The sequence below is a fragment of the Saccharothrix violaceirubra genome, assembly GCF_014203755.1.
Lineage (GTDB): Bacteria > Actinomycetota > Actinomycetes > Mycobacteriales > Pseudonocardiaceae > Actinosynnema > Actinosynnema violaceirubrum.
Map to the genome: position 1 here is coordinate 2057925 of NZ_JACHJS010000001.1, position 12370 is coordinate 2070294.

The following is a 12370-nucleotide window of genomic DNA, read 5'->3' on the forward strand; positions in this document are numbered from 1 at the left end:
TGATCCGAATCCCATCGTCGAACCTTCGGTGTCCCGGACCCGAACATTGTGGCGTGGAACCCGCGGTCGACGTGCTCCCGCCCACCGGACCGGTGCGCGCGGTGGTCCTGGTCCTGCACGGCGGACGGGTGCGCGGCTACGGCGGCGTGCCCCGGTACCGCCTGGCGTACCTGCGCATGGGGCCCTTCGCCCGGGCCGCGCACGGCCTGGGCGGGGTCGCGGTGTGGCGGCTGCGCTACCGGTACCGGGGCTGGAACGAGCCGCACCGGCACCCCGTCGCCGACGCCCGGTGGGCGCTGGCGCGCATCGCCCGCGAACACCCCGGCGTGCCGGTCGTGCTCGTCGGCCACTCGATGGGCGGGCGCACCGCGTTGTACGTGGCGACCGAGCCGAACGTGGTCGCGGTGTGCGCGCTCGCGCCGTGGCTCGAACCCGGGGACCCGGTCCGGCTCGGCGGGCGGACCGTGCTGATCGCGCACGGCGACCGTGACCGGACCACCGACCCGGCGGCGTCGCACGCCTACGCGCTGCGCACGGGAGCGGGCTTTGTCAGGGTTGTCGGCGACGGCCACGCGATGCTGCGCCGTGCCGCCCTGTGGACCCGCCTCGTCCGCGATTTCACCGCCGGTGCGATCGGCGTCGAACCGCCGCGGGTGGATCACGCGAATCACCGGTGAGGACGCCCGCACCCGCCGGCGCCCCTTCCGGGAGGAGCAGCACGTGGTGGACCACGGTGACCGGCCGCGCGTCGCGGTGATCGGCAGTGGCGTGTCGGGCCTGACGGCCGCGTACCTGTTGCAACGCCGCTACGACGTCGTCCTGTTCGAACAGGACGACCGGCTGGGCGGCCACGCCCACACCCACGAGATCGTCGGACCGGACGGCCGCGTCACGCCGGTCGACAGCGGGTTCATCGTCCACAACGAACGCACCTATCCCCACCTGGTGCGGTTGTTCGGCGAACTCGGCGTGTCCACGCAGGACTCGGAGATGTCGATGAGCGTGCGCTGCGGCGGCTGCGGGCTGGAGTACGCGGGCGCGCGCAAGCTCGCCGGCCTGTTCGCCCGGCCGCGCAACCTGGCCCGGCCCGCGTACCTGCGCATGCTCGCCGAGGTGACCCGGTTCCACCGGCATGCCCGGCGGCTGCTGGCGTTGGGCGACGAGCACGACACCACGCTCGGCGCGTTCCTCGCGATCGGCGGCTACTCGGCGTACTTCGTCGACCACTTCATCCTGCCGCTGGTGTCCGCGGTGTGGTCGGCCGGACCGGAGGTGGGCCGCCGCTACCCGGCGCGCTACCTGTTCGAGTTCCTGGCCAACCACGGGATGCTGTCGATCGGCGGCTCACCGGCGTGGAAGACCGTGGTGGGCGGGTCGAACGCGTACGTGCAGCGCGCGGTCAAGGGGCTGACCGCCGTGCACGTGTCCACGCCCGTCCGGTCGGTGCGGCGCACGGCCGGCGGCGTCGAGGTGCGTGACGACGCCGACCAGCGGCACGCCGTCGCGAAGGTCGTCGTGGCGACCCACCCCGACCAGGCGCTGCGGCTGCTCGCCGACCCGACCGACGCGGAACGTGCCGTGCTGGGCGCGTTCCGCTACTCCCGCAACGAGACCTGGCTGCACCGGGACACCTCGGTGCTGCCCGGCGCGCCCGGTGCGCGGGCGTCGTGGAACGTGCTCAAGCCCGACTGCCACGAGCCCGGCGGCCCGGTCCTGGTCAGCTACCACATGAACCGGCTGATGCGGCTGGACGCGGCCGAGGACTACGTGGTCACGCTCAACGCGGGCGACCGGATCGACGCCGGCACCGTGCTCGCCCGCATGGTCTACGAGCACCCCGTCTACACGCCGGAATCGCTGGCCGCGCAACGGCTCCTGCCCGGTCTCGACGACGGCACCACCGCGTACGCGGGCGCCTACCACGGGTGGGGCTTCCACGAGGACGGGTGCGCGTCGGGCGTGCGCGCGGCCCGCGGTCTCGGGGTCGAGTGGTGACACCGGCGCTGTACGAGGTCGAGATCGGGCACACCCGGCGCGAACGCCTCGACCGTTCGTTCCGGCACCGGTCCTACCTGTGGCTGGTCGACCTGGACGACCTGCCCCGGCTGCCGCGCCCCCTGCGCCCGTTCGCCCGGTTCCGCGCCCGTGACCACGTCGGCGACCCGGCGCGGTCGATCCGCGCCAACGTCGACGCGTACCTCGCCGGGCAGGGGATCGACCTGCGCGGCGGACGCGTGCTGATGCTGGCCAACGCGCGACTGCTCGGGTACGTCTTCAACCCGTTGACCCTGTACTGGTGCCACGACCCCGAAGGGCGCCAGGTGTGCGTGATCGCCGAGGTGCACAACACCTACGGCGAACGCCATGTGTACCTGCTGCACCCCGACGAAGCCGGGCGCGCGACCGTGGCCAAGGACTTCTACGTGTCACCGTTCCTGGCCCTGTCGGGGCAGTACGCCATGCGGGTACCGAAGCCCTCGGGGACGTTGTCCGTCACCATCGCCCTGCGCCAGGACGGCCGGACCCCGTTCAGTGCCACCATGAAAGGGCACCGGCTTCCCGTCACGACCCGGGGACTGGTGCGCCTGCTCGTCAGACGTCCGCTGTCGACCTACCGGGTGTCGTGGCTGATCCGCCGCCACGGGATCGCGCTGTGGGCCCGACGCGTGCCGATTGTCCCGAGGAGTAGCAGCAGATGAGCACGATCGACCTGCCCCGGCCCGACCGGGGCATCTGGCCCGGCCTCGCCACCCCGCCCCGCTCGCCGTTGCGCGCGCGCATCGCCGAGAGCCTGTTCCGCAACGCGGTGCGGACCCTGCCGGTCCGGGTGGTGCTGCCCGGCGGCCTGCGGTGGGGCGCGGGCGGACCGGACGCGCCCGAGATGCGGGTGCACCGGCCCGAGGCGTTCTTCCACCGGCTCGGCGTCGACGCCAAGATCGGGTTCGGCGAGGCGTACATGGTCGGCGACTGGACCACCGACCGGCTCGCCGACCTGCTGACCGCGTTCGCCGCCCGGCTCACCACGCTGATCCCGCCCCGGCTCCAGGCGCTGCGGCGCTGGGTCGAGCGGCGGCACCCGGCGTCGGACAGCAACGACGTGACCAACTCGCGCAGCAACATCCACCGCCACTACGACCTGTCCAACGACCTGTTCTCGGTGTTCCTCGACGAGACCATGACCTACTCGTCGGCGTTGTTCGACGGCCCCGACGACCCGCTCGACGTCGCCCAGCTGCGCAAGATCGACGGCGTGCTGGACTACGCGCACGTGCGCGCGGGCAGCCGGGTGCTGGAGATCGGCACGGGCTGGGGCGCGTTGGCGATCAGGGCCGCGCGGCGGGGCGCCTCGGTGACCTCGCTCACGCTGTCCGCCGAGCAGAAGGCGTTGGCCGAGAGCCGGGTGCGCGAAGCCGGTGTCGAGGACCGGGTGGAGATCCACCTGCGCGACTACCGCGAGGAGACCGGCCGGTACGACGCCGTGGTCAGCGTCGAGATGATCGAGGCGGTCGGCGGCGAGTACTGGCCAGCGTACTTCGCCATGGTCGACCGGTCGCTCGTGCCCGGCGGGCGGTTCGGCCTCCAGGCGATCACCATGCCGCACGACCGCATGCTCGCCGCCGCGTCCAGCTACACCTGGATCCACAAGTACATCTTCCCCGGCGGCCTGATCCCGTCGGTGCGGGCGATCGAGGAGACCGTGCGCGACCACACCGGCATGCGGGTGGTCGAACAACGCGAGTTCGGTCCGGACTACGCCGAGACCCTGCGCCGGTGGCGGACGACGTTCCTCGCGCGCTGGGACGAGGTGCGGGCGCTCGGCTTCGACGAGACGTTCCGGCGCATGTGGGAGTTCTACCTCGCGTACTCCGAAGCGGGCTTCCGGGTGGGCTATCTGGGGGTTCGTCAGTTCGCCGCGGTGAAGCAGCGCGAGGTCTGACTGCTCCGTCCGGCTCAACCCCTTCCTCGGGCGGGTGCTGTTCCCGCCATCCGGACGCCGAACGTGGTCAGCTTGGGACCGCCGGTATCCAGGGGCGGGTTCGGCCCTCCTGTCAGACGGGAGCCGGGCACGACCGGGGCGCAAGAGGGCGAGGGAGGTCGGCGGATGGGGCAGGCATCCGTTCAGGCTGCGATCGACGTCGACGCGTTCGACGGGAGACCGGACGTCGTCGCCGACGTCCGGCCCGCCCCGTCCCGCGCCGGCCTGCGGTGGCCGGCCGAACCGGAGCTGACCGAACTGGTCGACGTGGCCCTCACGGGCGACCCGCGTGCCGTCGAGCGGTTGCTGGCCCGGCTCCAACCCCTGGTCCTGCGCTACTGCCGGGCCAGGGTCGGCACCCGCGAACGCACGCTCGTCTCCGCCGACGACATCGCGCAGGAGGTGTGCCTGGCCGTCGTGTCCGCGCTCTCCCGCTACCGCTACGAGCCCGGCTCGTTCCTCGCGTTCGTGTACGGCATCGCCGCGCACAAGGTCGCCGACGCGCGGCGGCGGGCGGTGCGCAGCCGCTCCGAGGTCGTGCCCGAACTCCCCGACACCCCGACCCTGGAGGACGGCCCCGAGCAGCGCGCCATGAACGGCGAGCTGATCCAGCGCGTCACGCTCCTGCTGCGCCGGCTGCCCGAACGGCAGCGGGAGATCCTCGTCCTGCGCGTCGCGGTCGGCCTGTCCGCCGAGGAGACCGCCGTCGCCGTCGGCTCCACGCCCGGCGCGGTCCGCGTGGCGCAGCACCGGGCGCTGGCCCGGATGCGGGAGATGTTCGCGGCTGTCGACCGCTGAGGTGTTTGGCATCGTTGGGGGATGACGCCCGAGTTCGACGTCCTCCTGTCCGGCACCGTGTTCCTGGACATCATCTTCACCGGCCTGCCCCGACCGCCGGCACCGGGCACCGAGGTGTGGGCCGAGGGGCTGGGCTCGTGTCCGGGTGGGATCGCGAACCTGGCCGTGGCGTCGAGCCGGCTCAACCTGCGCACGGGCCTGGCGGCGGCGTTCGGCGAGGACGTCTACGGCGACTTCTGCTGGGAGGTCCTGTCCGAACAGGAGGGTGTGGACCTCTCGTACTGCCGTCGGTTCTACGGCTGGCACTCGCCCGTGACCGTGTCGATGGCGATGGACCGCGACCGCAGCATGGTCACCCACGGGCACCGGGCGCCGGTGGGCGCCGACGAGATGCTCGCGCCGCCGCCGCGCACGCGGGCCGCGTTCGTCCACCTCCAGCCCGAAGAGGAACGGTGGGTGTGTGCCGCGCGTGAGCGCGGCGCGCTGCTGTTCGCCGACGTCGGCTGGGACCGGACCGGCGTGTGGGCGCCCGAGCTGGTGCGGCGGCTCGACGGCTACCACGCGTTCCTGCCCAACCACGTCGAGGCGATGCGGTACACGCGGTGCGACACCGCCGAGGCGGCGGCACGGGCGTTGGCCGACCACGTGCCCGTGGCGGTCGTCACGCGGGGCAGCGCGGGCGCCGTGGCCGTCGACGCCGGCACCGGCGAGGTGGTGGACGTGCCGGGCCTGGACGTGGCGGCCCTGGACCCGACCGGCGCCGGCGACGTGTTCGGCGCGGCGTTCGTGCTGGGCACGCTGTCCGGGTGGCCGCTGGGCGACCGGGTGCGGTTCGCGAACCTGTGCGCGGCGCTGTCCGTGCAGCACTTCGGCGGCTCGCTCTCGGCGCCGGGGTGGGGCGACATCGCCACGTGGTGGCGCACGGTGAGCCGCCGGCCCAACCCGGAGGTCCTGGAGTACGGCTTCCTGGAGGACCTGCTCCCGCACCACGCGGCCGGCGAGGTCCGTCGGGCCAGCGCCACGATCAAGCTGAGCACGCCCCGCTGAGGGGAATCACCCGTTCGAAGGTGCCCGAGTGCGTGTTTCGGGGTGCCCGAGTGGAGGACTCGCGGGTTGGGCGAACCCGGGGCGGGGCGTACCGGGGATAGGTGTTGGATGAGGGGCATCGGGGTATCGGTGAGGTGACTCGCCGAAGACCGGTTCCGGCAAATCGTCTCGCCCAGGCAACCGGAGACGGTCCCCGCGCGACTTATCTCATCGAGGGTGGAAGTCCGGTCGGAAGGGGTTGCTGGTTCCGTGTTCGCCGCGCGCGCGACGAGTCTGGTCAAGTTGGTGGGGCTGTGCCTGATGGCGGGGGTGCTCGTCGCCGCCCTGCTGTTCCCGGTGATCGGTGGCATGGGGCTGGCGTCCAACCGGGCGGCCGACACCGTGGACAAGACCTCCGGTGAGCTGACCAACGCCGAGCTGCCGCTCGTCACGACCGTGCTCGACATGAACGGCCAGCCGATCGCGTACCTGTACGACCAGTACCGGATCCCGGTGGCGTCCAAGGACATCTCGGACACGATGAAGGCCGCGATCATCGCGATCGAGGACAAGCGCTTCTTCCTGCACAAGGGCGTGGACTGGCAGGGCATCGCGCGTGCCGCCGCCAAGGCCGGTGTGGACGGTGGCGCCTCGCAGGGCGCCTCGACCCTGACCCAGCAGTACGTGAAGAACTACCTGGCGTTCGTGGTCGGCAAGGGCGAGGACGAGGCGTACGAGAAGGCCACCGAGGCGACGCTGGGCCGCAAGATCAGCGAGGCCCGGATCGCCACCCAGCTCGAACAGAAGATGACCAAGGACGAGATCCTCACCGCGTACCTCAACCTGGTCCCGTTCGGCAACGGCACGTACGGCGTCGGCGCCGCCGCCCGCGCGTACTTCGACACCACGCCCGACAAGCTGACCGTGCCGCAGGCCGCGATGCTCGCCGGCCTGGTCAACGAGCCCAGCCGGCTCAACCCGGGCGCCGACCCCGAGCCCGCGATCAAGCGGCGCAACACCGTGATCGACAAGATGCGCGAGAACGGCGCGTTCGGCTCGGACGACAAGGTCGCCAAGGAGAAGGCCGACGAGTACAAGGCGACCGACATCGGCGTGGTCGCTGACCTGCGACTGCTGCCCAACGGCTGCGTCGGCGCCGGCGACGGCCCGATCTACGGCTTCTTCTGCCGGTACCTGATCGACTACCTGGAGCGCTCCGGCCTGCCGTTCGAAGAGCTGCGCCGCGGCGGCTACACCGTCCACACCACGATGGACCCGGTCGCGACCAGGGCCACCAAGGAGGCGGCCGAGTCGCAGGTGCCCAAGACCGCGCCGGGCATCGCCAACGCCATGGCCGTCGTGCAGCCCGGCCAGGACAAGCACCGCGTGCGGGCGCTGGCGGCCAACCGCGACTTCGGCAACAACGCCGACGCCGGGCAGAGCGCGTTCTCCATCCCGGCCGAGGTGACCAAGTTCGGCGCGGGCTCGATCTACAAGGTGTTCACGGCCGCGTCCGCGCTGGAGCGCAACGTCACGGGCATCGACCGGCCGATCGAGGTGCCCAACACCTACACGTCGAAGGTCTACAAGAACGGCAGCCAGCCGTACACGGTGAAGAACGCGGGCACCTACAAGGACCGCATGTCGCTGACCGAGGCGCTGGCGACCTCGCCGAACACCGGGTTCATCATCCTGGAGGAGAAGACCGGGCTCGACAACGTCGTGGACATGGCCTACCGGCTCGGCCTGCGCGACTCGATGCAGGGCGTGAACGAGGCGGGCGACCCGCTCAAGCAGGACGGCTCGAACGGGCCCTCGCAGGGCGATTCCTACAAGCGGAACAACTCCGGGTCGTTCACGCTCGGCGCCGGTCCGACCAGCGTGCTGGAGCTGGCGAACGTGTCCGCGACGCTGGTCAGCGGCGGCAAGTGGTGCCCGCCGACGCCCGTGGAGAAGATCGTCGACCGCGACGGCCAGGACGTGGCGCTCAAGGAAGCGCCGTGCGACCAGGCCGTCGCGCCGGAGATCGCCAACGCGATGGTCACCGCGATGAGCCAGGACGTGAAGGGCGTGGGCACGGCGGCCGGCGCGGCGCGTGACTGGGACCGGCCGATGCTGGGCAAGACCGGCACGACGGAGAACCACTGGTCGGTCGCGTTCATGGGCGCGACGATGCAGTTCGCGGGCGCGGTGATGACCTTCACCGACGGCGTCCGACCCCAGGTGATCTGCAACGGGACGCCGCCGCGGCTGTGCGGGAACAACGACGCGGGCGGCGTGTTCGGTGGCCAGGTGGCGGCGCCGACGTGGTTCCGGGCGATGCGGGTCATCCACGGCACGTCGCCCGTGCAACCACTCCCCGCTGTCGAGGCGCGGTACCGCTGACCTGGCTTTTCATAACGGTCCACTGAGGAACGCGCCGGTCTCTGAACACGCAGAGTGACATTTGGTGGTCTATCTCACTTAATTCGCCCAGTTCGCCACGTACGGGTTGCCTTCTCTCATTACATCGGGTTACGTTCCCCGCCGCATGTCACGGTTCGGTCACCAAAGGGACACGGCGCCGCTCCCCGAGCGCGGCGCCACCTGGATCCCCCGCCAGGGTCCCCCGACCGGGCTCCCCGACAGGAAGGCGTGGCGTTGTCCCGACATTCGAAGGCTCCCGGCCGTAGCGTGTTCACGGCTCCGCCCAAGAAGAGCGGCAGGCGTGGCTCGCACCGAGTGGAGGACGACAGATCGGCGGTCACCGGACGGGTGGCCGCGGCGGTCGTCGCGGCCGGCACGCTGGCCACCACGGTCGGCGTGGCGAACGGGTTCGGCTCGACCGGGCCGACGATCATACCGCTCGCGGCGGGTGCCGACCTCGCCCTGGCCGTGACCGGCCAACCCGCGGCCACGCAGTCGCCGCAGACCGTGCACGCGGTCTCGCCCGGCCTGGAAGCCGCCAAGCTCATGCGCTCCGAGGGCCTCGTGGCCCGGCAGCACGTCGATCAGGCGATCAAGCACGCGTCCGACGGCTATACCGCGCGTCAGGCCGAACTGAAGCGCAAGCAGGAGGCCGAAGAGGCCGAGAGGGCCCGCATCGCCGCCGAGGAGGAGGCGAAGCGCCCGAAGGCCGTGAAGCCCGCGCAGGGCACGTTCACGTCGGGCTTCGGCGGCCGGTGGGGCACCACGCACTACGGCGTCGACATCGCCAACTCGATCGGCACACCCATCCTGTCCGCGATGGAGGGCACGGTCGTCGAGGCCGGTCCCGCGTCCGGCTTCGGCCTGTGGGTCCGTGTGCAGCACGCGGACGGCACGATCACCGTCTACGGCCACGTGAACGAGATCCTGGTCGCGCAGGGCCAGCACGTCGCGGCCGGCGCGCAGATCGCCACCATGGGCAACCGCGGCCAGTCGACCGGTCCGCACCTGCACTTCGAGGTCTGGGCCGGCGGGTCGCAGAAGATCGACCCGGTGGGCTGGCTCGCCGAGCGCGGCATCTCGCTCTGACCCACGCCGCCTCGGCGCACCGCATTCGACCGGCATCCGTCGCATTCGATCCGTCATTTCGCGCGGTTGTACGCTGCGTTCAGGCGTAACGGTCGGCGAAGGCGGGCGCGGATGGAATTCGACCTCAGGGAGAATCGTCGGAAGGCTTTCGCCGGCGCGCGCCGAAAAGTCGGACTGACCCAGGAATCGTTGGCGGCGAAGATCGGAGTCGAGTCGGGCACCGTAGGACGCTGGGAGCGGGGCGAGACCGACCCCACGCCCGGCCTGCGGCGGACCGTGGCGTCGGCGCTCGGCCTGTCCTTCGCGCAGTTGGACGCGGTGCTCGCCGGTGCCGTCCGCCCCGGTCCCGCCGTCGGGAGTGTGCGGGCGAGCCAGGAGGACTGGCTGCGCACCCGGCGGGCACCGGGCGTGCGCGGGCGGGAGCTGACCGAACTGGCGGCATGGCTCTACCCGCGTGCCGACCGCGCGCCCGGAGGGCATGTCCTCGCCGGACCCGGCTGGCTGCCGCCCGAGCCGATCCCGGTGGAGTCCGTCGGGCTGCACCGGGTCACCGACTTCCCGGCGTTCGCCCCGCCACCCGTCCCGGTCGACCACCTGCTTCCGCTGGGCGACAACGGTTCCCGCTACCGGCACTACAGCCGTGCCGTCCGCGACCTGGTCCGGCCCCGGCTGCTGGAGAACCGCCCGAGCTACCGCCTGGTCGACGTCGACACCGCGAACGGCCTGCGGCTCGGGTTCGGGTCGACCACCTTTTTCGAGACGTTCGACCTGAAGCAGCTGGTCGCGCACGAGTTCAAGCACGCGTGGCTCGCGGGCGGCGGACGTCCGCCGGGGTTCGGCGATCTGCCGCTGCGGACCGCGATCGCGAACCCCTTCGACCCCGCGCGCCTGCTCATGTCGCCGGGGATCAACACCCTCACCCTGCGCCGGGGTACGCGTCGGGAGGGAATCGGATTCGTGCTGCACGAGCGCGACGGCGGAAAGGTCGCCGACGGCGGCGGGCTGTGCCACGTCATGCCGGCCGGGGAGTTCCAGCCGTCGTCCGCGGCCGACCAGCCGGGCGATTTCTCGCTGTGGCACAACGCCCTGCGTGAATTCTCCGAGGAATTTCTCGGAAATTCCGAACACGACGGCTCGGGACGCCCGATCGACTACCGGTGGGACGAACCGTTCTTCCGGTTCGAGGCCGCCCGCGAACGCGGCACGTTCAGGCTCTGGCACCTCGGCCTGGTGATCGAGCCGTTGGAACTCGGGGTCCAGCAGCTCACCGTCGCGGTGGTCGACGGCCCGGAGTTCGACGCGTTGTTCTCCGACATGGTCGCGGTCAACGACGAGGGCGGGGTCGTGCTCGACCGCAGCGGGGCGAGGTACCTACCCTTCACCGCCGACGCGGTCGACCGCCTCGAACCCCGGCTGTCCGCGACCGCGCTCACCCTGCTCCGCCTCGCGCTGGACCGCGGGTTCGGCCGCTGAGCCGGGCTCAGCGGGCGCGCAGGACCTCCAGGGCCTTGTCGGCGTGCGTGGTCATGGAGAACTCGCTCTTCACGACCGCGAGCACGGTGTGGTCGGTGCCGATCACGAACGTGTGCCGCTTGACCGGCAACGGCCCGAACCGCCGCCGCACCCCGAACGCGGCGGCCACGGTGCCGTCGACGTCGGACAGCAGCGGGTAGTCGAACCCATTGACCTCGGCGAACTGTTTCTGCCGGTCGACCGCGTCCGGGCTGATCCCCACGCGCTGGGCACCGACCTCGGCGAACTCGGCGCCCAGGTCGCGGAAGTGGCAGCTCTCGGCCGTGCACCCGCCGGTCAGCGCCGCCGGGTAGAAGAACAGGACCACCGGGCCCGCGGCGAGCAGTCCGGCGAGGTCGCGCGGCGTGCCGTCCTGGTCGGGCAGCACGAAGTCGGGTGCGCGCTCTCCTTGACGCATGGTTCTCCTCTTGTCGTGGTCCCTGGTGTCCCAGGTCCGGTCGATCATCCCGGGAGTGGGGCGGGCCGGTTCCGGAGCCGGCGCGGGCCGATGCCGGGGCCCACCCGCGTCCGGCCGGTCCGGGCTCCCCGGGATGTTCGTGGCGGGGACACGTTCCGGTTCTGGCTACGCTCGTGGGGGAGCGGGAGGTGGAATTGGCCAGCATGTCCGATGTCGCGCGGGCCGCCGGGGTGTCCGCGGCGACGGTGTCGCGTGCCCTGCGCGGCGAGCCCGGGGTGTCCGACGCGACCCGGCGGTACGTGACCGAGGTGGCCGAGCGCATGCGCTACGCCATCGCCCGCGACGCGTCCAGCCTCGCCGGCGGTCGGCGGTACGCGGTCGGCGTGCTCACCGCCGAGGGCGGGCGCGGCGACCTGCTGGCCGGTGCCGAGGCGGCGTTGCGCGACGCCGGATACGACGTGCTGCTCTACGTCCTGCGCGACCGCGCCGCCTTCTTCGAACGCCTGCCGCCCGCCCGCCGGGTCGACGGCCTGGTCGCGCTGGGCGTGACACTGTCGGCCGACGAGACCGGCGCCCTGGCCGGTCTGGACGTGCCGCTGGTCGAGGCCGGGCAGGACGACCCACACGACGCGCTGCGCGTGGCGGCCGACCACCTCGTCTCGCTGGGGCACCGCGACGTGGCGCTGGTGCTGACCGAGGACGCGGACGAGTCGTACGACGACGTGCTCGTCGCGGCCGGGTTGGCGACCCGCCCGGAGTGGACCCTGTGGTCGTCCCCGACCGTGGCCGGCGGCGAGCAGGCCGTCGAGGTCCTGTTCGACGGCGGCGGACGGCCGCCGACCGCGATCGTCACGGCGCACGCCGCGGTGGCGATCGGCGTGCTGCTGCGCCTGCGCCGGGACGGCCGGGACGTGCCCCGCGACGTGTCGATCGTGAGCCTGGACGACTGCGAACTGGTCCGCACCGTCGGCGTCACCGCGGTCGAAGGGGCCTGGCGCGACCGCGGCGCCCGTGCGGCCACGTCCCTGCTGACCACGCTGGGTGTGCGCGCACCGGACACCGCCGCCACCGTGCGGTCGCTCGTGGGCGGGTCCGTCGCCGTTCCCGGCGGGCGGGTTTGACGGCGGGGCGAGCGGGCGATCAAG

Annotated in this window: 11 protein-coding genes; 10 read left to right on the plus strand and 1 reads right to left on the minus strand. The window is 72.2% G+C overall.

Features of this window, described 5'->3' with window-relative positions; all coding sequences use genetic code 11:
• Positions 1-53 precede the first annotated feature (53 nt).
• The 9 genes from F4559_RS10280 (at position 54) to F4559_RS10320 (ending at position 10768) form a co-directional block, all read left to right on the plus strand.
• Positions 54-677, plus strand: a complete 624-nt coding sequence (locus tag F4559_RS10280; protein WP_312865562.1) for an alpha/beta hydrolase — start codon at positions 54-56, stop codon at positions 675-677.
• A 43-nt stretch (positions 678-720) separates the two neighbouring features.
• A complete protein-coding gene (locus F4559_RS10285) occupies positions 721-1995 on the plus strand; it encodes an NAD(P)/FAD-dependent oxidoreductase (protein WP_184667919.1) in 1275 nt (424 codons plus the stop codon).
• Positions 1989-2699 (plus strand): DUF1365 domain-containing protein, encoded by a 711-nt coding sequence (locus tag F4559_RS10290; protein WP_184667920.1) that lies wholly within the window; start codon positions 1989-1991, stop codon positions 2697-2699. The genes F4559_RS10285 and F4559_RS10290 overlap by 7 nt, the downstream gene beginning before the upstream one ends.
• Positions 2696-3937 carry an SAM-dependent methyltransferase gene (locus tag F4559_RS10295; RefSeq protein ID WP_184667921.1) on the plus strand — a complete coding sequence of 414 codons (1242 nt, stop codon included), beginning with the start codon at positions 2696-2698 and terminating at the stop codon, positions 3935-3937. Before F4559_RS10290 ends, F4559_RS10295 begins: the two co-directional genes overlap by 4 nt.
• Positions 3938-4102: 165 nt before the next feature.
• Positions 4103-4774, plus strand: a complete 672-nt coding sequence (shbA, locus tag F4559_RS10300) for an RNA polymerase sigma factor ShbA (protein ID WP_184667922.1) — start codon at positions 4103-4105, stop codon at positions 4772-4774.
• 21 nt (positions 4775-4795) lie between these two features.
• Positions 4796-5821 (plus strand): carbohydrate kinase family protein, encoded by a 1026-nt coding sequence (locus F4559_RS10305; protein ID WP_184667923.1) that lies wholly within the window; start codon positions 4796-4798, stop codon positions 5819-5821.
• Positions 5822-6070: 249 nt separating this feature from the next.
• The gene (locus F4559_RS10310) at positions 6071-8185 is read left to right on the plus strand and encodes a transglycosylase domain-containing protein (RefSeq protein ID WP_312865563.1); all 2115 of its coding nucleotides are present in this window, start codon (positions 6071-6073) and stop codon (positions 8183-8185) included.
• A gap of 336 nt (positions 8186-8521) precedes the next feature.
• Complete coding sequence (locus tag F4559_RS34865) at positions 8522-9295, plus strand: M23 family metallopeptidase (RefSeq protein WP_312865564.1); 774 nt, start codon at positions 8522-8524, stop codon at positions 9293-9295.
• A 111-nt stretch (positions 9296-9406) separates the two neighbouring features.
• On the plus strand, positions 9407-10768 hold the full coding sequence (locus F4559_RS10320; protein WP_184667924.1) for a helix-turn-helix domain-containing protein: 1362 nt from the start codon (positions 9407-9409) through the stop codon (positions 10766-10768).
• 7 nt (positions 10769-10775) lie between these two features.
• On the opposite strand, the gene F4559_RS10325 is transcribed toward F4559_RS10320, so the two are convergent.
• Positions 10776-11225, minus strand: coding sequence for a peroxiredoxin (locus tag F4559_RS10325; protein ID WP_184667925.1), 450 nt, complete (start codon positions 11223-11225; stop codon positions 10776-10778).
• 188 nt (positions 11226-11413) lie between these two features.
• On the opposite strand from F4559_RS10325, the gene F4559_RS10330 reads away from it, so the two are divergent.
• Positions 11414-12346 (plus strand): LacI family DNA-binding transcriptional regulator, encoded by a 933-nt coding sequence (locus F4559_RS10330; RefSeq protein WP_312865565.1) that lies wholly within the window; start codon positions 11414-11416, stop codon positions 12344-12346.
• The last annotated feature ends 24 nt before the right edge of the window (positions 12347-12370 follow it).

What these genes read in the sequence shown, in the direction of transcription:
- F4559_RS10295 (WP_184667921.1), top strand. Translation starts at nt 2,696, where the DNA reads ATGAGCACGATCGACCTGCCCCGGCCCGACCGGGGCATCTGGCCCGGC.
- shbA (WP_184667922.1), top strand. Translation starts at nt 4,103, where the DNA reads ATGGGGCAGGCATCCGTTCAGGCTGCGATCGACGTCGACGCGTTCGAC.
- F4559_RS10305 (WP_184667923.1), top strand. Translation starts at nt 4,796, where the DNA reads ATGACGCCCGAGTTCGACGTCCTCCTGTCCGGCACCGTGTTCCTGGAC.
- F4559_RS10320 (WP_184667924.1), top strand. Translation starts at nt 9,407, where the DNA reads ATGGAATTCGACCTCAGGGAGAATCGTCGGAAGGCTTTCGCCGGCGCG.
- F4559_RS10325 (WP_184667925.1), bottom strand. Translation starts at nt 11,225, where the DNA reads ATGCGTCAAGGAGAGCGCGCACCCGACTTCGTGCTGCCCGACCAGGAC.